Source organism: Ensifer sesbaniae (genome assembly GCF_013283665.1).
GTDB classification, from domain to species: domain Bacteria; phylum Pseudomonadota; class Alphaproteobacteria; order Rhizobiales; family Rhizobiaceae; genus Ensifer; species Ensifer sesbaniae.
In genome coordinates, this window is sequence record NZ_JABEKU010000002.1 from 1,802,616 (window position 1) to 1,821,955 (window position 19,340).

Genomic DNA, 19,340 nt, shown 5'->3' on the forward strand with positions numbered 1-19,340 from the left:
GCATCCATGAAACATCTGAGACAGCTTCTCACCGCGGCTGCCGCATCGCTGATGCTCGCCGCACCGGCCCATGCCGAGACTGTGCTGACGGTCCATTATCCGATGCCGGGCTTCTTCAAGGACGTGATGGACACGATCTCGAAGAAGTTCATGGAAGAAAACCCAGACATCAAGATCACCTTCGCCAATCCTTCGGCGACCTATGAGGAAGGCATCCAGACGATCATGCGGCAGGCCGGTACGGCCGAGATGCCCGATCTCACCTTCATCGGTCTCAACCGTCTGCGCATGGTGAACGAGCGCGACATTCCCGTCGATCTCGGCCCGTTCATCGCCAAGGACCGCAACATGGCCGAACAGGGCTTTTCCGAAAACATCCTGAAACTCGCCCAGGTCGGTGGCAAGCAGGTGGGCCTCGCCTTCGCCACGTCCAACCCGATCATGTATTACAACGCCGATCTGGTGCGCAAAGCTGGCGGCGACCCGGAAGATCCGCCGAAGACCTGGGACGAGGTCATCGCGCTCGGCGGCAAGATCAAGGCGCTTGGCGACGGCAACGAGGGAATCGACTTCCGTTGGCAGGGCGACGACTGGATGTTCTCGGCACTGCTGTTTGGCGCCGGCGGCGAGATGCTGAGCGCAGACGAAAGCAAGGTTGCCTTCAACGGTCCGGAGGGTGAGAAGGCCGTCGAAGTGCTCGATCGCATGGTGAAGGAAGGCGGCCTGCCGGTTCTGACCAAGCAGGCCGGCGAGCAGGCCTTCGTTGCCGGCAAGGTCGGCTTTGCCTTCCAGACCACCGGGGCGCTGCGCAACACGATCAAGAATGTCGGCGGCAAGTTCGATCTGCGCACCGCCCACATTCCGCTCATCGATCCGGCAAAGGGCAAGCTGCCGACCGGCGGCAATGCCGTCGTCATCCTGACGCGAGATGCCGAGAAGCAGGAAGCCGCCTGGAAGTTCGCGAAGTTCGCCGCCGGCCCCTATGGCGCCTCGGTTGTCGTTCCGGGCACCGGCTACGTGCCGAACAACGAGCTTGCCGCCAAGTCGCCCGAGTATCTCGCCAACTTCTACAAGGAAAACCCGCTGTTCCGCGCCGGCCTCGAGCAGATGCCGCGGATGCGTCCCTGGTATGCCTTCCCCGGCAGCAACGGCGTAAAGGTCACCCAGACGATCGTCGAGAACCTGTCGCGCATCGTCGAGCAGTCGGCGACGCCGAAAGAAGCACTGGACGAGGCTGCGGCCGAAGTCGAAAGCCTGCTGCCGCGCAGCTGATCTCGATTGACACGATGATTGTCGCCGCCCCGGAGGAAACTCTGCGGGCGGCGTTCTCATGTCGATCAGCCGAGGCGTTGAACCGTCCCGCCGGCATAGAGCCGGCACTCGAGGTTGAGATGACGGCAGTCGGAGGCATTTTCAGCCATGTCGAGCAGTAACGCCGCAGCGGCCAGTCCCATGTCGCCGTCGGGCATGGCGATCGTGGTGAGCGTCGGGCTCATCAGTCGTCCAAGCGCAATGCCGTCGAAGCCCGCGACAGAGACGTCATCGGGAACGGAAAGGCGCTCGCGCCGGAGCGCCGCAATCACGCCGAGTGCCAGGAGATCGTTGGAGGCGATGATCGCGGTCGGGCGGTGGTGCGTCAGGACCGTCCCGAGGTCGAGGTTCTCGTAGCCATCGACGAAGGGGATCTCGACCGCCTCGATTGGTGGAACGCCTGCCTCCTGCATGGCGGCCACATAGCCATCGTAGCGCAGGCGTGCCCGATCGGACGAGCGGAAGTGGCCCGAGACGACGAGGATGCGCCGATGGCCATGGTCCAGAATGTGGCGGGTGAGCTCGAAACCGGCCCGGTAATTGTCGACGGTGACGGCGGCGGCAAAGCGGGTGACCGGCAGGTTGTTGAGAAGTACCGTCGGGGGTAGCGCCGCCGAAAGCGCCTCGCTGGTGCGGGCATCGCAAAGCGTCAGGATCAGGCCGGTCGGGCGCTGCTCGAGCAGCGAGCGCACTGCGCGTGCCTCGAGCGCCGGGTCGTAGTTGGATTGCGCGATCAGCACCCCGTGGTTCGCCGCCTGCATACGATGCTGGATGCCGCCAAGCGAGGCGGCAAACACAGGATTGGTGACGCTCGGCACCAGGACACCGACGACAGGCTGGTTTCGCACCGTGGTGCGTCCCGCCTGCACCGGCCGATAGCCGAGTTCAGCTGCCGCACGGCGCACTCGCCGCACCATCTCGTCGCTGACCGGGCCTTCGCCGTTCAGCACGCGCGAGACGGTGGCCAGCGAGCAGCCGGCTTGGAAAGCGATCTGTTGCAGGGTTGCCATCGGCGTTGTGTAGCTGCGCTCCATGACAGCAGATTGAAGTCTTGCGAAAGCGACCCGAGGCATTGTGCAAGAATTATTATTCATACTGTGAATTATATTGACAGTTGCTGAATCCACGGCTTTAATCGCCATCGTCGGAAGTCGAGGAGGAGTTCCGACGAAACTCATCATTCAGTGGCCGCAACCAGGCGGCCCATCGGTTTTTTGGGAGGGGCTTCGGCCTCGAGGAGGACGCGTGCGCAAATTTTTCAGCACGACCGCTTTGGCGGTCATTGCAACGTCATATTGGGCCGCGCCGGCGAGCGCCGAAACGGCCAATCCGTTTCGCTGCCAGCCCGGCGAAAAATACGTCATGAACGTCATGGTATCGGGCGTCGAATACTGGTTCCCCGTCTATGAGATGTTCAAGCAGGCCGGGCAGCAGTTCGGCTGCGAGACCGAATATACCGGCACGCCGGAATACGACGTCAACAAGCAGATCGCCACCTTCGACCAGGCGCTTGCCCAGAACCCGGCCGGCATCCTGGTGCATCCGATGAACTCGGATCCGTTCATCGAGCCGATCAACCGGGCGATCGATCAGGGCACGGCGGTCGTTACCTTCGCGGCGGACTCGCCGCTGTCGAAGCGTGTCTCCTTCATCACCTCGGATAATACTCGCGAAGGCATCTATGCGGCCGATGCGATCGCCGAGAAGATGGGCGGCAAGGGTGAATTTGCCGTGCTCGAAAACCCCGGCCAGGACAACCACGACAAGCGCATCGCCGCCTTCATCGGCCGCATGGCCGAGAAATGGCCCGACATGAAGCTCGTCGGTCGCGCCGCCTCGAACCAGGATCCGAACAAGGCCTATCAGGGTCTGATGAGCATCATCCAGGCCAATCCGAACCTCGGCGCCGTGTTCATGCCGGAAGCCAACTCCGCCATCGGTGCGGCTCAGGCCAGCAAGGAAAGCGGCGGCAAGGTGCTTGTCATGTGCGCCGACGTCAACGCCAACATCCTCGACATGATCAAGGCCGGCGAAGTCTTCGGTTCGATCAACCCGAACCAGGGCATGCAGGGATATATGGGTTTCATGCTGCTCTGGCTCGCCAAGCATCCGGATCTGATCGACCCGATGAACGACGCCAAGCGCTCGGGCTTCAATCCGATGAGCATCCCCTTCGTCGACAATGGCCTTTCCATCGTCACCGCTGACAATGCCGACGACTTCTACTGGGACAAGTATCTGAAGCGTCGTGGCACCAAGGGCATCGACGAGTAAGGATATGAATTGGCTGCCCGGCCCGCTCCGGGCAGCCAAGAATGCAGGGTGGAGGACGGCATGGCAGCACAACCGGTTCTGGAGGTCCGGCGCGTCACCAAGCATTTCGGTGCGGTGAAGGCGTTGACGGAGGTGGATTTCCTGTTGGAGCGAGGAGAGATCCACGCGCTCTGCGGCGAAAACGGTGCCGGCAAATCGACGTTGATGAACATCATCGCCGGCGTGCTGCAGCCGAACGACGGCGAGGTGCTCGTTGATGGAGCACCTGTGAAGATCACCTCACCGGCGACCGCCCAGGCGTTCGGCATCGGCCTCGTCCACCAGGAAATTGCCCTTTGCCCCGATGCGACGGTGGCGGAAAACATGTTCATGGCCGCCACCAACCGCCGACGCTCGCCGCTGATGAATTATGGTGCGCTGGAGCGCGAGGCTCAGGTCGTGATGAACCGGCTCGCGCCGATCGACGTCCGGCGCAAGGTCGCCGTTCTTACCATTTCCAGCCAGCAGTTGGTCGAGATCGCCAAGGCGCTGACGCTCGATTGCCGTGTGCTGATCCTCGACGAGCCGACGGCGGCGCTGACGGAGGCGGAAGCGCAGGCGCTCTTCGGCATCATCCGCGACCTCAAGGCCGCGGGTATTTCCATTATCTATATCAGCCACCGCATGGCAGAGATTTTTTCGCTCTGCGATCGGGTCACCGTGTTCCGCGACGGCCGGCATGTCGTTACCGAGAAGATTGCGGACGTGACGCCTGACGATATCGTGCGCCGCATGGTCGGCCGCGAGATCAGCCAGCTCTATCCGCCGAAACAGTCGCCGGAAACACGCTCGGACGAGACCATCCTTTCGGTTCGGGAACTCAGCGATGGCGACCGCATCGACACCGTGTCCTTCGATCTTCGTCGCGGCGAAATCCTTGGGCTTGGCGGCCTGATCGGTTCCGGCCGCACGGAGATCGCCGAGGCGATCTGCGGTCTCAGGGCGAAGTCGAAGGGCGAGATCGCATTGCGCGGAACGCCGCAGCACATCGCCAATTACCGCGATGCCGTCGATGCCGGCATCGTCTACCTCTCGGAGGATCGCAAGGGTTCCGGCGTCTTCGTCGATCTGTCGATCGCGCAGAACATTTCCGTTCTGGATCTGAAGACGCTGACCGGGCGGCTCGGATTGCTGAATGCCAGGGCGGAGGCCGACCTTGCCCGCGACTTCGTCCGGCGTCTCGGCGTTCGCATGGGTGGCATCGACATGCCGGTGTCGTCGCTGTCAGGCGGCAATCAGCAGAAGGTGGCGATCGCCAAGCAGCTTGCGGTGCGGCCTCAGGTCATCCTGATGGACGAGCCGACGCGCGGCATCGATGTCGGCGCGAAATCCGAAATCCACCGGCTGCTGCGCGAGCTCGCCGAAGCCGGCATCGGCATCATCGTGATCTCGTCCGAACTGCCGGAACTGCTCGGACTCTGCGACCGGGTGCTGGTCGTGCGCGAAGGCGCGATCGCCGGTGAGCTCGATGATACGGAAATGAGCGAGGAGGCGGTGATCCGCCTGGCGTCCGGAGTGACGCCGACGGATCGCACCGCGATAGGCAGGACGGAAAATGTCGCCTGAAAGAAGGGAAAGAGCCGGGGAGGCGGAAATGGCTGTTGATACGATGATTGTAAGCGAGAGGCAGGCGCCTGCCTGGAAACGCATAGGCGCGATGCGCGAAGCCGGGCTGATCGCCATCATCCTGGCGCTCGGCATCGTCATGAGCTTCGCCTCGCCGCATTTTCTCACCTTCGGCAACCTGCGCGCCATGCTGATGAGCTTTTCGGTCGAAGGCATCGTCGTCGTCGGCATGACGATTCTTCTGATCGTCGGCGGCATCGATCTTGCCGTCGGCTCGGTCGTCTGCTTCGCCATGGTGCTGGCAGGCTCGCTGTTTCTTACCGGCGTCGATCCCTGGACGGCCTCGTTGGTCGGCATCCTCGCCAGCAGCCTGATCGGCATGATCATGGGCTTCTTCGTCACCGTCGTCGGGCTTAACCACTTCATCACGTCGCTCGCCGGCATGGTGATCGTGCGCGGTCTCTGCCTCGTCTTCACCAAGGGCACGCCGCTGTCGCTCTTCACGCTGCCTGCGTCCTTCAAGGCGGTGGGGCAGGGCACCTTCCACGGCGTCCCCTATGTCATCCTGATCTTCGTCGCCGTCGTCATGCTCTTCGACTTCCTGCTGCGCCGGGCGACCGCCTTCCGCAAGGTGTTCTATACCGGCAGCAACGAGAAGGCGGCATTGTACTCGGGCATCAAGACGAAGCAGGTGAAGTTCTGGGTGACGGTTCTGTGCTCGACGCTGGCGGGTGTCGCCGGTGTCATCTACATGTCGCGCTTCGGTGCCGCGACGCCGACCTTCGGCGTCGGCATGGAACTCAACATCATCGCCGCCGCGGTCATCGGCGGCGCCTCGCTCAACGGTGGCTCGGGCACCATCCTTGGCGCCATTCTCGGCATTGCGCTGCTTTCGGTCGTCACCAGCTCGCTGATCCTGCTCGACGTCTCCGTCTATTGGCAAGACATGATCAAAGGCTGCATCCTGCTCGCCGCCGTTTCCATCGACCACTTGCTTCATAAGCGGAAGGCCGCCTGACATGCCGATTGCCAAACCCACTTTGACCCCGGTTTCAAACGCACGCGAGGAACTTGTCGTCGCAAGGCAGATGCATCAGGCGCTCGTCCTGCATTTCCTGGAGGGGCTGACCCAGTCGCAGATCGCCGACCGCCTCGGCATCTCGCAGCCAACCGTCAATCGGTTGATCAAGCGCGGCCGGCAGCTCGGCCTGGTCGAGATCAGGATCAAGTCGCCGATCGAACCGCTGGTCGACATGGAGGAGCAATTGCTGGCGATCGGCGGCATCCGTCGGGCGATCGTCGTGCCGACCGTTTCCGACAACCCGCAGACCGCGCTCCAGGCGGTCGGCGAGGCCGCGGCGCGATTGCTGCTCGAAGAGATCGGCGACGGCGATACCATCTGCATCACCGGCGGCAAGGGCGTCAGCGCCGTCGTTGCCGGGCTACAGGCGCCACGCCGCTTCGATGTGGAGGTCATCCCCGCGACCGGCTGCGTCCAGGGCAAGCACTATACCGACGTCAACCACGTCTCGACGTTGATGGCCGACCGGCTCGGCGGGCGGTCCTACCAGATCCATGCACCGCTCTTTGCCGACAGCGCAGCGGAACGGGCGATGCTGATCAACATGCGCTCAGTGGCAGACGTCTTTAAAAGAGCGCGCGAAGCGAAGGTCGCGGTCGTCGGTATCGGTTCGATCCTCTCCGACGATTCGAGCTACTACGACCTCCATCCGTCTTCCAGCACCGACCGGGCGGCGATCGAACGTTCAGGCGCAAGCTGTGAGCTGCTCGCTCACCTGCTCGATGATAAGGGCCGGGTCTGCGATTACAGCCTCAACCGGTCGCTGGTGTCGCTGACGCTCGAGGAGTTTGCCTCGATCCCGACGAAGATCGGCGTGGCGAGCGGACCGAACAAGGCGGGGCCGATCCTCAGTGTCATGCGAGGGCACCACCTCGACACGCTGGTGACGGACGAGGCGACCGGCGAGCGCGTGCTCGCCATGGCAAGCGAAAAGGGGCTTCTGGCATGAGCGGGGACCAATTGATGCGCGAGATCGGCCGATCGGGCGTGAAGGCGTCGGCCGTCGGGCTCGGCACCTGGGCGATCGGTGGCTGGATGTGGGGCGGTACCGACGAACGGGAATCGATTGCCGCGATCCAGGCCTCGCTCGATGCCGGCGTGACGCTGATCGACACGGCGCCGGCTTATGGCCTCGGGCGCTCGGAAGAGATTGTCGGCAAGGCATTGGCCGGCCGCCGTGACAAGGCGGTGATCGCCACCAAATGCGGGCTCGTCTGGCACACGAACAAAGGTCGGCACTTCTTCGACCAGGACGGCAGGCCGGTGCATCGCTACCTCGGCCGCGACGCAATCCTCCATGAGGTGGAACAGAGTCTGAAACGGCTCGGCACCGACTATATCGACCTCTACATCACCCATTGGCAGGACCCGACGACGCCGATCGAGGAAACGTTTGCCGCGCTTGAAGAGCTGCGCCAGGCCGGCAAGATCAAGGCGATCGGTGCCAGCAATGTCGGCCGCGGCGAATTGGAGCAATACATCGCCGGCAGCGGGCTCGATGCGATCCAGGAGCGCTTCAGCATGATCGATCGCGAGATCGAGACGGAGCTGCTGCCGCTGACCAGGCGCAGCGGTGTCGCGACGCTCAGCTATTCCTCCCTGGCGCTCGGGCTTCTCTCCGGCAGCATCGGGCCGGAGCGTGTCTTCTCGGGCGACGACCAGCGGCGGGACAATCCACGGTTCTCGGTCGGCAATCGTGAGAAGGTGGCGGCCTTTGCCAAGTCGGTCCGGCCGATCGCCGAGAAGCATGGCGCGACGGTCGCCCAGCTCGTCATTGCCTGGACGCTGGCGCAGCCGGGCGTGACCTTCGCGCTTTGCGGCGCGCGCAATCCGGCCCAGGCGCTCGACAACGCCCGGGCCGGAACGATCCGGTTCGATCCTGACGACCTTGCAGGGATCGACGCGGCCATAGCGGCGACGCTCGTAAACATGGACAGCTAACGGACTGCCATCATGAACCGTGAAGAGATTTTCAACGGGCTCGCCAAGAGCCCGAAGGTGGACGTGTGCGTCCTCGGCGGCGGCATCAACGGCCTCAGCGTTTTTCGCGAGCTGGCGTTGCAGGGGGTGAACGTGCTGCTCGTCGAGAAGCACGACTACTGCTCGGGCGCAAGCGCGGCTCTGTCGCGCATGGTGCATGGCGGGCTTCGCTATCTCGAAAACGGCGAGTTCAGCCTGGTGCGCGAATCGCTCGTCGAGCGTGACCGGTTGCTCAAGAATGCGCCTCACTATGTGGCGCCGTTGCCGACGACGGTGCCAATCTTCGATATCTTTTCAGGGCTTGCGAATGGCGCCGTGCGGTTCCTCGGGCTGACGCGCCGCCCGAGCCGTCGCGGCGCGATCGCAGTCAAACTTGGTCTCGGCATCTATGATTTCCTGACGCGCAGGCGGGCGCTCCTGCCGCGGCATGCCTTTCGCGGGCGGCGCGCGACGCTCGCCCGTTGGCCGGCGCTCAATCCACAGATCAAGAGCTCCGCCACCTATTACGACGCCTGGGTCAGCCAGCCGGAACGTCTCGGTATCGAGCTGCTGAAGGACGGGCTCGCCGCCGGTACCCATGCCCGCACGGTCAACTATGCGGAGCTGACCCTTTCAGCACCCGGGCGCTACGAACTGAAGGACGGCGTTACCGGTGCCGTTGCTCCGATCGAGCCCAGCCTCATCATCAACGCCACCGGCGGTTGGATCGATATCGCCAACGGCGCTCTGTTTCCCGCGACGTCAAAGCCGGCGCCATTGATGGGCGGTACCAAGGGATCACACCTCATCATCGACAACCCCAAGCTCATGGACGCGCTCGACGGTCACATGATTTATTACGAGAACGAGGACGGCCGCATCTGCATCCTCTTTCCCTATCTAGGCAAGGTGCTGGTGGGCTCGACGGACATCCGTGTCGATGATCCCTCGACGGTGCGCTGCGAGCGCGACGAGCGCGACTACATCCTGCAATCGCTCGCCTTTGTGCTTCCATCGATCAGGATCGAGCCGGAAGAGGTGGTGTTCCAGTTCGCCGGAGTACGCCCGCTGCCGGCGAGTCAGGACAGTTTCACCGGCCGCATCCCGCGTGACCATTTCTGTACGTTCGTGGGTGGCGCTGAGGATGGTGCGCCAGTGCTCTGTATGATCGGCGGCAAGTGGACGACGTTCCGCTCCTTCGGCGAGTTGGCGGCCGACCTCGCGCTGGAGCGCCTGGGGCGCCAGCGCCGCGTGTCGACCGGCGAGCGCGCGATCGGCGGTGGCAGGCATTTCCCATCGGATCGAGACGCATGGATTCACGATGTCGCCTTGGCGACCGGCCTTTGCCAGGCGCGGATCGACGTCCTGCTGACGCGCTACGGAACCGACTCGACGCTGGTCGCCAATTTCATCGCCGGCGGTGCCGATCACGCCCTGCCGCATCCTGACTATTCAATACGCGAGATGCAGTTCCTGATCCACAACGAGGCGGTTGAGCATCTCGACGACCTGCTGCTGCGCCGCACGACGCTGGCGATATCAGGACAGCTTTCGCTCGATATGACCGACGCCGTTCTCGCCTTGCTCGCGACCGAAAAACACTGGCCGCCGGTGCAGGTTGCCGCGGAGCGTAAGCGATTTCTTACTCTTCTCGCCGAGCGCCATGGCGTCGACGAGGAAGCCCTTTCCGCACGGAACGAACAAAGGAGTGCATTATGCGAAACAACCGCAAGGTCCGGATGAACCGTCTCTTTGGTGGGGGGCGCTGTCTCGATGTGGCGATCGATCATGGCGTCTGCAACGAACCGTCCTTCCTCAACGGCCTCGAGGATATGTCCGCCGTGGTGAAGGCGCTGGTCGCCGCCGCGCCGGACGCGATCCAGATGAATTACGGCCAGGCGGACCTGCTGCAGGATGTGCCCGGCAAGGACAAGCCGGCGCTCGTCATGCGTCTCGACATGGGCAATCCCTATAACCGCATCCGCCACCGGCACATGTGGGCGGTGTTGCAGAACGAGGCTGAGCCGCTGATCGGCGCGCTGGCGATGGACGCGGCCTGCGTCGTCGTCAATCTCTTCATGCTGCCGGATGAGCCGGATCTCTTCCGGCAATGTGTCGCCAACATCTCGCGGGTCAGGGCCGATTGCGAGAAATACGGCATGCCGCTGATGATCGAGCCTCTGGTGATGCAGCCTGTCACCGAACATGGCGGTTACATGGTCGATGGCGATGCCGAGAAGATCGTGACGCTGACCCGGCTCGCGCGCGAAATGGGTGCGGATATCGTGAAGGCGGACCCGACCACCAATCCGGAAGATTTCCACCGGGTCGTCGAGGCAGCCCGCTGCCCGGTTCTGGTGCGTGGCGGCGGCAAGGAGGATCTGCGCAGCGTCTTCGACAAGTCTTCGGCCTTGATGCGCCAAGGCGCAATGGGCATGGTCTATGGCCGAAACATCTACCAGCACGCCAATCCGAGCGCCGTGGTGCGCGGCCTGATGGCGATTGTGCATGAGGACGCAAGCGGCGAGGAGGCCTACGCGCTCTACCAGCGCGGTTGAAATCGGCGATCGGGCTCGCGCTTCAGAAGCGGCGATGCCTACTAGAGCAAGCGCATTCGGTTGAACGTATAAGGATGCTTTGGCGCGAAAGGAACGCTGCCGCTGTGAGAACACCGGCAGCGTTCCAGCAACTGGATTGAGAACCTTAGGAGGGGTTCGCCTATGGGAGAGTATCTGCTCGGGATCGATGCCGGAAACACCGTGATCAAGGCTGTGATCTTCGATCGTCGCGGCAACGAGATCGCGATGGCCGCGGAGGAGGGACATAGCCATGTGCCGAAACCCGGTCACGTGGAGCGAGGGCTTGGCGAGCTCTGGAGCCATGCAAAGGTGGTGATCCGCGCCTGCATCCAGCGCGCCGGTATCCCGGCGAGCGAGATCGTGGCCATCGGCTGCGCCGGTCATGGCAACGGCCTCTATGCCCTCGATCGCGACGGCGAACCGTTGCTTGGCATCCAGTCGCTCGACACCCGCGCCGCCGGCCTCGTCGAGGAATGGCAGGCCGAAGGCGTCGGCGAACGCACCTACCCGGTTGCCGGGCAGAGGCCCTGGCCATCACAGACGCCGACGCTGCTTGCCTGGCTGAAGCGCCATCGGCCGGAGCTCTTTGCGAGGATCGGCACGGTGTTTCTCTGCAAGGATTTCGTCGTCAATCGTTTGACCGGCGCCCGCGTCAGCGACGTCTCCGATATGAGTGGTGCGGGGCTTATCGACGTTGCCGCCCGGCGCTACGACGACGCGCTGATGAGGGCCTACGGGCTTGGCGACTGCATGGACCTCTTGCCCAACCTCGCCGAGAGCGCCGATATCGTCGGCAGGGTGACCGAGGATGCAGCGGCGCAAACCGGGCTCGCCGAGGGTATGCCGGTTGTCGGCGGTCTCTTCGACGTCGTCGCCTCGGCGATCGGCTCCGGCGTTACCCGCACTGGCGCGGCCTCCATCATCGCGGGCACCTGGAGCATCAACCAGGTGATCATCGATCAGCCCGATCTATCGAGCCCGCTTTTCATGTCGTCGACCTTCGATCACAAGCGTTATATGGCGATCGAGGCAAGCGCGACTTCGGCTGCCAATCTCGAATGGCTGGTGCGCGAACTCTTTCCGCACGATGCCAGCGACGGCCGATCGCCCTTCGACCTCTGCTGCCAACTGGCGGCGGATGTCGAGCCGGCGGCAAACGATCCGCTCTACCATCCATTTCTCTATGGCGCTCAGCAGGACGGCAATGCGCGTGCCGGCTTCTACGGTATTGCCGGCTGGCACACGAAGGGCAATCTGGTCCGCGCCGTGCTCGAAGGCGTCGCCTTCGGCCACCGCCAGCATATCGCGACGCTGCGTGCAGCCGGCGCGCGCTTCGATGAGGCGGTGCTCTCGGGTGGCGGATCGCGTAGCCTCATCTGGCCGCAGATCTTTGCCGACGTGCTTGGCGTGCCGGTCACAGTTGCCCGCTCGCGGGAGACCGGCGCGTTGGGCGCCGCGATTGCGGCCGGTGCCGGGATCGGCCTCTTCGCAGACATCTCCGCCGGTGCTGCGGCAATGGTCCAAACCGAGCGCCACTACCGGCCGAATGCCGCGCTCAGCGCACACTATGACCGGCGTTTCGCGCTCTACGGCGAGATCGCCGCCGCCATGGCGCCGATTTGGCGCCGGCTGGCTACACCCGCGCCATCGGTGAGGGAAGCGGCGGAGTGAACCGGCTTTCGGGGTGGCGCTTTGCCGTTTGCCGGCACTTCAGAGGCAGATCTGCTTTCGGGAGAGAGCGTCGGCTTAGCGGGGGCACCACCGCGCACCAACAGCCTCGTCAGAACCGCATGTTGATGCCGGCCTTGATGACGTGGCTGTTGAGGTCCTTTTCGCTGGAACCCGAAACGGTGCTGGTGCGGACATCCGGCGTGGCGATGTAGTTGTATTCGATCTTCGCCGAAAGACCGCCGGCAAATGCCTGTTCGATGCCGGCGCCGAGCAGATAGCCGCCCTTGAAGCCGACATCGTTACGAACGTCGCCGCCCTTCTTGTAATTGGTCATCGCATAGCCGGCGGTACCGTAGACGAGTGTCTGGTCGAAGGTGAGACCGGCCTTCGCCTTGATCGCGCCGCGCCATTTTTCCTTGAGCTTGCCGCCATTGACCTTGTGCTCGGTGTCGCCGAGATAGGAGCCCTCGATTTCGGCGCCGACGATGCCAGGACCGGCCTGCAAGTTGTAACCGGCCTGGACGCCGAGCGCGACGCCGTTGCGATCGGCGAAGGGGTTAGGGCTGCCGCTAAAGCCGAGGCCGCCATGCGCACCGACATATGCGCCGCTCCAGCTAAAGGCTGGCGGATCCTGATAATCGGTCGCGGGGAAGTCGGCCGCCTGGGCCTGCTGGACGCCGAGGACGGCTAGCAGGGTAAGACTGGACCAGATCGAAAACTTGCTGGAATGCCGCATGATATTGCTCCGTGGATTGGATAGGGCGCCCTTCGCGGCGCTTTCCGTCTTCCGTTTCGCGTCTCGTGCCGGGTAGCGCGGTCGCGAAGCTTGGAAGATGCACGTCCTTTGTCGGCTTCACGGATTGCGCCAACATTGCGCAAATCAATTAAGATGCTGATTTTACTATTAATTATGTATTAACTACGTTTCCGCGCCGACCCTGGGTTACACGGCAGGCAGGTTGATGCGGAAGCAGGCGCCGCCGGAGGGCTCGTCGACGACGGAAATATGACCCTTGTGGCGACCAATGATCTCGCTCACCAGATGCAGGCCGAGACCAGCGCCGTGATCACGCGGCTGCAGGCGATGAAACGGCTCGAAGATTCGCTCGCGCTCGCGTTCGGGAATGCCGGGGCCCTCGTCGGTGACTTCGATCACGCCGCCGCTTTCGACGCGAATGGTTATGAGGCCGCCGGCATGTTCGATGGCATTGCGCACGAGGTTGGTGACGGCGCGCCCGATGGCTCCGGCGTCGCCGCGCACGAGGACCTGGTCGACGCCAGGCGCGAAGGAAAGGTCGCAACCGGCCGAAAGCGCCAGCGGAGCGAGATCCGCGGCGACGTCGCGGCAGAGCGATACCAGGTCAAGCGAGATGAAGTCCGCGTCATCGCGATCGATCCGTTCGAGATCGAGAAGCTGTTCGGCAAGCCCGGCGATGCGATTGGAATCGATCAGCAGCCGGTTTCTGAGCGGCCCGGCATCCATGCTTTCCAGCCGCGTCTGCAGGATCGCCACCGGGGTCCGGAGTTCATGCGCCGCATCCAGGATGAAACGCTGTCGCCTCTCGTATCCCTCATCGAGCCGCTGCAGTGCGCCGTTGAAAGCCTCGACCAGCGGTCGCACCTCGGCCGGAACGTGGTGATCCGACAGGCGGGCGCCGCGGCGATCGACATCGATCTTCCTGGCCTGGTCGACCATGTCGGAGAGACCGGCAAAGGCGCGCCTGACGATGATCGGGATGGCGAAGACCGGGATCAGCACGACGATCAGCACAATCGGCAGCAGCAGCAGATTTGCCAGCAGGAACACGGCGAAGGACGCGCTCCACAGGCGACCGCCGCCCGCAAGCACCGTGTAGGTGCCGCTTTCGGTGCTGACCGAGCGCACGATCGACGAGAGGGTGTAGGGTTCGACGCTGTCCCGTATATCGCCAAAGGCGATCCGATCCAGGTGCTCGCCGATGCTGCGGTAAGCATCAGGCACGGGCCCGCTGCGGATTATGTCGCCGCGTTCGTTTCTCGCGATGAACCAGAAATCGGGGGACTCGGCTCGCATGGCGAGCAACTGCGCTGTCTCGACCAGCGTCAGTCCACCGCCCGGTTCCGGCCGGATCGCCCCGGCTGCGACCGAAGCTGCATCGGCATCGAGGAATTTTCCGCCAAGATCGGCACGGGTCAACAACGCCGTGAAGCCGGCCATGACCGCCATCAACAAGAGCACCTGAAAGGTGAGAATCTGCCAGATCAGGCGCTTCTTCAACGAGTTGACGGATGACGTGCTCATGGCGAGGGTCTCAGCAAATAGCCGACGCCGCGGATGCTGTGGATCTCCACGCCGGCACCGCAATCAGCAAGCTTGCGGCGCAGCCGTGAGACATGCGCGTCGAGTGAGTTGGATTGGATCTCGTCATCGTAGCCGTAGACGGACTCCTCCAACGTCGAGCGCTGCACGGTGCGGCCCTGCCGCCGCGCCAGCGTTTCCAGCACCAGCAGCTCTCGGCGGGGCAGGTCGAGCAACTGGCCGTTCACCTGCGCCTGCCTGCCGTCGAAATCGAAGACGAGTTTGCCGATGCGCGCCGTCATGGGGGCGATATCCGGCGAACGCCGCATCAGGGCGCGAATGCGCGCCAACAGTTCTTCGACGGCAAAGGGCTTGGCGAGATAATCGTCGGCGCCCATGTCGAGGCCACGGACACGTTCATCGACCGCGCCGCGCGCGGTCAGAACGATCACGGGAATTCCGGATTTCAGCGCACGGACGCGTGGGATGAGCGAGAGCCCGTCGCCATCGGGCAATTGCCGGTCAAGTATGATGCCGTCATGCACCCGACTGGCCAGGGCAGCCAATGCATGGTCGAGCGTTGGCGCATGATCCAGGATCATGTCGTAGCGACCGAGCGCGGCGCCGAGCGCGGTCGCCATTTCCAGCTCGTCCTCGACAAGGAGCAGGCGCATTGAATTCTCCGAACACGATAAATGTTGCCTCACGTCTGGTCGACAAGGATTGCAGCAACGTTGCGGCGCATGCGTGCATAGCGTGTGCCGGTTCTACAGCGCCGCGCGTCTTATGAGACGCGCAAAGGTCGCTGTAGCACTTTGATTTGCTGCATGTCTTTGTCCTTAAATCGAAGTCGATTTAAGGAGACATGCAGTAGCGGCACATGCAATGGCACGGCAAGGCAGCCGCCTCCGGCTTTACCGTATCCGGTCGCGAAGGTGTCGGATTGCTAAGGTCGCCAGCGGCGGCTTGCCGCTGGCAGCGACTATTCAAGGGCCGGGCTTTGGCGCGGCGGCGTTGGATACCGTCGCTCCGTGGGTTTAGGCGACAGCCATTATCCGCTGGAACGCCTCGTAGGCCGCGAGAACCGTTTCCTTCTGGGCGTCGTGGCCGGCGATGAAGGCATCACCGTAGATGGTTTCATCCGGATATTCGGTGATCAGCGTCAGCGGCGCAGTATGGCGGTCGTCGACGGAGATCATGCAGGGGAAGCCATTGATGATGCGGAAGCCGGTTTCGCCGGCATGGGTCTCGTAAAGCGCGATCTGGGCGTCGTTATAGGCGAGCAGACCCGGGACGGCGGCGAGCCTCACGGTGACTTCCGCGATCAACTGCTCCGCACGTGCCGCCCATTCGGCATGATGCCGCATGATCAGGAAGAAGCCCTTGGGCAGGGTCCACATGGCAAAGCCGCGGGGCACGTAACCCGACAGCGGACGGGTCCACTCGTGCGATGGATAGCCGTGCAGATTGACGTGGAGCTGCGCACCGGTCAGGCGCTCGGCCTCTTTACGGATTTCGCGCTCGTTGAGCGCGGTGCCGGTGCGATATTCGAGGTCGTCGCCGAGCGCCGTGTAGCGGGCCGCATGGTGCATGTGCAGCGGGTTGTCCGCGCGCAGCCGCTGGTGCACGGCGTAGCCGTCGGGGTTTTCGAGCGGCGAGATGGTGAAATGCGTGCCCGGTCGGGCAGCGAGCACCTGAGCGGCGCGAAGCGCGCCGACGATGCCGGTCGTCTCGTTTGGATGCTGACCGCCGCTGATCATCACAGCAGCATCACTTCCCTTGTGATAGCGGGCCTTGACGGACCGGCCGGCACGCGATTGCGCTTCGAACGGCTGCCCGGCGATCGCGGCGAGCTCGGCATGGATCTGGGCGACCGTGAGCGGCGTTTCAGCGGTTTCGATCGGCTGGGTTTCGCCCTCGCCATCACCTGCCTGCAGGGGCCGTACTTCGACGACGACGGTGGGCCTGCCGACACCGAAGACGATCTCCGGCACGATCTGCCCAGGTTTCAGCCCGCGGTCGCCGAGCGGCCGGCCGGACTTCTTCTGGAAGACTTCGAGCAGAGAGAAGTAGAAATCCTCGTGCATTGCCTCGCGAAGGCTTACCACCTCTTCGCCGACGGGCAGGCGGAAGTCGGTGATTGGCAGGGTCACGCGGATGTTGAGCTCTTCGAAATAGGGCTCGCTTTCGCCCCAGGCATGATCGGCGATCGCCCGCATGGTTCCGGAAAAGAGACGCTCATAGTCGGTCTCGAGATGGCATTCGCGGCATTTGTCGCAGCCCTCATCGAGACGGACCCAGCCTGTCGGTGACAATAGCGTTTCGCCGACGAAATCGGAGTGAATGCGGTTGGGGGCAAAGACTGTATGGTTTTCCTGACGCCCGTCGTGGAAGGTCAGCGCGACGTCATAGGTAAAGGCGGCCTTGCTGCCGGCCTCGAAGCGGATCTTCGCGTCGCCAACGAGTGCTGCGAGCGGATAAGCTTCCAGCAGGAAGCGGTTCTGCGGCGCGCCTTCATGCTGGGGATAGCTGACGACGACACGGGCGAGCGTCGTGCGATCGACTTCCTCGAGGAAAAAATGCAGCAACGGCTTGTAGGCGCTGCGGAGCTTGGCCTTCACGCCGAAGCTCGCGAGCTTCTGTTCGGCGGCCTTGCGGCTGGCGGCATCGTCGAAAAGCCAGGCTTCGAGCTTGGTGCCGCGGGCCGCTTCCTTGCCATAGGTGCTAAGAAGGGTGTCGAGCGTGCGCTCGAAAGCGCCTTCGAAAATCGTCGTCATCGTGAAGTTCTGCCGGTTGGGTCGAGACTGTCGCGCAGCCAGTCGCCGAGAAGATTGAGGCCGAGAACGGTGAGCAGGATCGCAAGGCCCGGAAAGACGCTGACCCACCAGGCGTTCTGCAGATAGGTGCGGCCGTCGGCAAGCATGCCGCCCCAACTCGGGATCAGCGGGTCGACGCCGAGGCCGAGGAAAGTGAGGCTGCTTTCGAGCAGGATGTTGTTGGCGACGTTGAGCGTCATCAACACGATGACCGGCCCGATCAGATTGGGCAACAGATGCTGGAAGAGGATCTTGTAGTCGCGCACGCCGATGGCACGGGCCGACTGGATGAACTCGCGCTCGCGCAGCGACAGCACCGATCCGCGAACGAGCCGGGCATATTGCACCCATTGCGACACGATCAGGAGGATGATGGTGTTGGCAAGCCCGCCGCCGACGATGGCGATGAAGGTGATCGCAAGCAGGATGAACGGCAGCGCGAGCTGCACGTCGGCGAAACGCATGACGAGCATGTCCCAGAAGCCACGATAGTAGCCGGAGACGAGCCCCATGATCACGCCGACGACGACGGCGCCGGCAACCGAGGTCAGACCGACGAGCAGCGAGATCTTGCCGCCGGCGACCACGCGGGCGAGCACGTCACGCCCCAGCGGGTCGGTGCCGAGCGGATGCGCCCAGTTGACGAAGGGCGGGGTGAGGCGCGCCATCAGGTCGATCTTGTCGACACCTCCCGGAAAGAGCACGCCGGAGAAGATGACGGCGAGGCAGATGCTGCCGGTCAGAAACGCGCCGAGGATGAATTCGAGGTTGCGGAAACGGGCGAAGCGGGCGTTGGCGGCCTTGGTGGTCATCGGCTCACTCCGTCCGGATGCGTGGATCGACGAGCCCGTAGGCGATGTCGACCAAGAGGTTGACGAACACGATCATCAGCGAAAGCACGGTAATGACGGCTTGAAGCACGGGGTAGTCGCGCGAAGCGACCGCATCGAAGGCGAGCGTGCCCATGCCCGGCCAGTTGAAGACGAGCTCGACGACGACGATGCCGCCAAGCAGGCCGCCGAATTGCAGGCCGAAATAGGTGATCAGCGGGATCGCGCAGTTACGCAATGCGTGCTTGTAGAGCACCTTGCTCTCACTGAGGCCCTTGGCGCGGGCGACCATGATGTATTGCGACTGCAGCGTTTCCAGCATGGCGGTGCGCACCAGTCGCACGTTCGTCGCCGTCAGGATGATGCCCATGGTCAGCGCCGGCATGATGAAGCTTGCGAAGCCGTCCATGCCGCTCGGCGGCAGCCATTTGAGCACGATCGAGAAGAGCAGCACCAGCATGATCGCCAGCCAGAAGTTCGGGAAGGAAAGCCCGATCAGCGACAGGATACGGATCGTCTGATCGGCCCATTTGCCGCGGGCGACGGCGGCACGGATGCCGAGCGGAATGGAGATGGCGATCGAGACGATCAGCGAGGCGAAGGCAAGCAGCATGGTCGCTGGCAAGGCCGAGGCGATCAGCTGCGAAACGGGCGTGCCGCCGAGGAACGAGCGGCCGAAATCGAGCGTGAACAGGCCTTTGATGAAGTCAAAATACTGCGCCAGGAACGGCTGGTTGAGGCCGAGCCCTTCGCGGATGCGCACGAGGTCTTCCTCGGTGACGCTGCCGGCGCCCTGCGCCAGCATCAGTGCGGGGTCACCGGTGAACCGAATGGCATAGGAGACGGTCAGGGTCACGACGAACACGACGAAGACCGCCTGCAGAAAACGTTTGATCAGAAATCCGGCCAAGTGACCCGCCCTTTTAAAAAGTGGTC

The 19,340-nt window shown here is 63.4% G+C and carries 16 protein-coding genes; 9 read left to right on the plus strand and 7 right to left on the minus strand.

Annotated elements, in window-relative coordinates; all coding sequences use genetic code 11:
- Positions 1–6 precede the first annotated feature (6 nt).
- Positions 7–1,272 carry an ABC transporter substrate-binding protein gene (locus BHMPCIPO_RS26180; RefSeq protein WP_173519647.1) on the plus strand — a complete coding sequence of 422 codons (1,266 nt, stop codon included), beginning with the start codon at positions 7–9 and terminating at the stop codon, positions 1,270–1,272.
- A gap of 65 nt (positions 1,273–1,337) precedes the next feature.
- On the opposite strand, the gene BHMPCIPO_RS26185 is transcribed toward BHMPCIPO_RS26180, so the two are convergent.
- Complete coding sequence (locus BHMPCIPO_RS26185) at positions 1,338–2,321, minus strand: LacI family DNA-binding transcriptional regulator (RefSeq protein ID WP_173519648.1); 984 nt, start codon at positions 2,319–2,321, stop codon at positions 1,338–1,340.
- A 235-nt stretch (positions 2,322–2,556) separates the two neighbouring features.
- Here BHMPCIPO_RS26185 and BHMPCIPO_RS26190 point away from each other — a divergent pair, with 235 nt between their 5' ends.
- The 8 genes from BHMPCIPO_RS26190 to BHMPCIPO_RS26225 all read left to right on the plus strand — a co-directional run bounded on the left by BHMPCIPO_RS26190 (position 2,557) and on the right by BHMPCIPO_RS26225 (position 12,480).
- On the plus strand, positions 2,557–3,585 hold the full coding sequence (locus BHMPCIPO_RS26190; protein ID WP_173519649.1) for a substrate-binding domain-containing protein: 1,029 nt from the start codon (positions 2,557–2,559) through the stop codon (positions 3,583–3,585).
- A gap of 60 nt (positions 3,586–3,645) precedes the next feature.
- Positions 3,646–5,190 (plus strand): sugar ABC transporter ATP-binding protein, encoded by a 1,545-nt coding sequence (locus BHMPCIPO_RS26195; RefSeq protein WP_173519650.1) that lies wholly within the window; start codon positions 3,646–3,648, stop codon positions 5,188–5,190.
- A gap of 28 nt (positions 5,191–5,218) precedes the next feature.
- Positions 5,219–6,208, plus strand: a complete 990-nt coding sequence (locus tag BHMPCIPO_RS26200) for an ABC transporter permease (protein ID WP_173519651.1) — start codon at positions 5,219–5,221, stop codon at positions 6,206–6,208.
- A gap of 1 nt (position 6,209) precedes the next feature.
- Positions 6,210–7,220, plus strand: coding sequence for a sugar-binding transcriptional regulator (locus BHMPCIPO_RS26205; RefSeq protein WP_173519652.1), 1,011 nt, complete (start codon positions 6,210–6,212; stop codon positions 7,218–7,220).
- A complete protein-coding gene (locus BHMPCIPO_RS26210) occupies positions 7,217–8,212 on the plus strand; it encodes an aldo/keto reductase (RefSeq protein WP_173519653.1) in 996 nt (331 codons plus the stop codon). Before BHMPCIPO_RS26205 ends, BHMPCIPO_RS26210 begins: the two co-directional genes overlap by 4 nt.
- Before the next feature lie 12 nt (positions 8,213–8,224).
- On the plus strand, positions 8,225–9,973 hold the full coding sequence (locus tag BHMPCIPO_RS26215; protein ID WP_173519654.1) for a glycerol-3-phosphate dehydrogenase/oxidase: 1,749 nt from the start codon (positions 8,225–8,227) through the stop codon (positions 9,971–9,973).
- A complete protein-coding gene (locus BHMPCIPO_RS26220) occupies positions 9,946–10,788 on the plus strand; it encodes a class I fructose-bisphosphate aldolase (RefSeq protein WP_173519655.1) in 843 nt (280 codons plus the stop codon). The genes BHMPCIPO_RS26215 and BHMPCIPO_RS26220 overlap by 28 nt, the downstream gene beginning before the upstream one ends.
- A 162-nt stretch (positions 10,789–10,950) precedes the next feature.
- Positions 10,951–12,480 carry an FGGY-family carbohydrate kinase gene (locus tag BHMPCIPO_RS26225; RefSeq protein WP_173519656.1) on the plus strand — a complete coding sequence of 510 codons (1,530 nt, stop codon included), beginning with the start codon at positions 10,951–10,953 and terminating at the stop codon, positions 12,478–12,480.
- A 109-nt stretch (positions 12,481–12,589) separates the two neighbouring features.
- Here BHMPCIPO_RS26225 and BHMPCIPO_RS26230 read toward each other — a convergent pair whose 3' ends face one another.
- The 6 genes from BHMPCIPO_RS26230 to BHMPCIPO_RS26255 all read right to left on the minus strand — a co-directional run bounded on the left by BHMPCIPO_RS26230 (position 12,590) and on the right by BHMPCIPO_RS26255 (position 19,314).
- Complete coding sequence (locus tag BHMPCIPO_RS26230) at positions 12,590–13,216, minus strand: outer membrane protein (protein WP_173519657.1); 627 nt, start codon at positions 13,214–13,216, stop codon at positions 12,590–12,592.
- Between the two features lie 207 nt (positions 13,217–13,423).
- On the minus strand, positions 13,424–14,761 hold the full coding sequence (locus BHMPCIPO_RS26235; RefSeq protein WP_173519658.1) for a sensor histidine kinase: 1,338 nt from the start codon (positions 14,759–14,761) through the stop codon (positions 13,424–13,426).
- A complete protein-coding gene (locus tag BHMPCIPO_RS26240) occupies positions 14,758–15,432 on the minus strand; it encodes a response regulator transcription factor (protein WP_173519659.1) in 675 nt (224 codons plus the stop codon). The genes BHMPCIPO_RS26235 and BHMPCIPO_RS26240 overlap by 4 nt, the downstream gene beginning before the upstream one ends.
- A gap of 363 nt (positions 15,433–15,795) precedes the next feature.
- Positions 15,796–17,535 carry a M14 family metallopeptidase gene (locus BHMPCIPO_RS26245; RefSeq protein WP_173519660.1) on the minus strand — a complete coding sequence of 580 codons (1,740 nt, stop codon included), beginning with the start codon at positions 17,533–17,535 and terminating at the stop codon, positions 15,796–15,798.
- Positions 17,532–18,386 (minus strand): ABC transporter permease, encoded by an 855-nt coding sequence (locus tag BHMPCIPO_RS26250; RefSeq protein ID WP_173519661.1) that lies wholly within the window; start codon positions 18,384–18,386, stop codon positions 17,532–17,534. The genes BHMPCIPO_RS26245 and BHMPCIPO_RS26250 overlap by 4 nt, the downstream gene beginning before the upstream one ends.
- 4 nt (positions 18,387–18,390) lie before the next feature.
- Complete coding sequence (locus tag BHMPCIPO_RS26255; protein ID WP_173519662.1) at positions 18,391–19,314, minus strand: ABC transporter permease; 924 nt, start codon at positions 19,312–19,314, stop codon at positions 18,391–18,393.
- Between the last annotated feature and the right edge of the window lie 26 nt (positions 19,315–19,340).

Excerpts from the sequence above, each read along its gene's own strand:
- BHMPCIPO_RS26180 (WP_173519647.1), top strand. The coding sequence starts at position 7 with ATGAAACATCTGAGACAGCTTCTCACCGCGGCTGCCGCATCGCTGATG.
- BHMPCIPO_RS26185 (WP_173519648.1), bottom strand. The coding sequence starts at position 2,321 with ATGGCAACCCTGCAACAGATCGCTTTCCAAGCCGGCTGCTCGCTGGCC.
- BHMPCIPO_RS26195 (WP_173519650.1), top strand. The coding sequence starts at position 3,646 with ATGGCAGCACAACCGGTTCTGGAGGTCCGGCGCGTCACCAAGCATTTC.
- BHMPCIPO_RS26200 (WP_173519651.1), top strand. The coding sequence starts at position 5,219 with ATGGCTGTTGATACGATGATTGTAAGCGAGAGGCAGGCGCCTGCCTGG.
- BHMPCIPO_RS26205 (WP_173519652.1), top strand. The coding sequence starts at position 6,210 with ATGCCGATTGCCAAACCCACTTTGACCCCGGTTTCAAACGCACGCGAG.
- BHMPCIPO_RS26210 (WP_173519653.1), top strand. The coding sequence starts at position 7,217 with ATGAGCGGGGACCAATTGATGCGCGAGATCGGCCGATCGGGCGTGAAG.
- BHMPCIPO_RS26215 (WP_173519654.1), top strand. The coding sequence starts at position 8,225 with ATGAACCGTGAAGAGATTTTCAACGGGCTCGCCAAGAGCCCGAAGGTG.
- BHMPCIPO_RS26220 (WP_173519655.1), top strand. The coding sequence starts at position 9,946 with ATGCGAAACAACCGCAAGGTCCGGATGAACCGTCTCTTTGGTGGGGGG.
- BHMPCIPO_RS26225 (WP_173519656.1), top strand. The coding sequence starts at position 10,951 with ATGGGAGAGTATCTGCTCGGGATCGATGCCGGAAACACCGTGATCAAG.
- BHMPCIPO_RS26230 (WP_173519657.1), bottom strand. The coding sequence starts at position 13,216 with ATGCGGCATTCCAGCAAGTTTTCGATCTGGTCCAGTCTTACCCTGCTA.
- BHMPCIPO_RS26235 (WP_173519658.1), bottom strand. The coding sequence starts at position 14,761 with ATGAGCACGTCATCCGTCAACTCGTTGAAGAAGCGCCTGATCTGGCAG.
- BHMPCIPO_RS26240 (WP_173519659.1), bottom strand. The coding sequence starts at position 15,432 with ATGCGCCTGCTCCTTGTCGAGGACGAGCTGGAAATGGCGACCGCGCTC.
- BHMPCIPO_RS26245 (WP_173519660.1), bottom strand. The coding sequence starts at position 17,535 with ATGACGACGATTTTCGAAGGCGCTTTCGAGCGCACGCTCGACACCCTT.
- BHMPCIPO_RS26250 (WP_173519661.1), bottom strand. The coding sequence starts at position 18,386 with ATGACCACCAAGGCCGCCAACGCCCGCTTCGCCCGTTTCCGCAACCTC.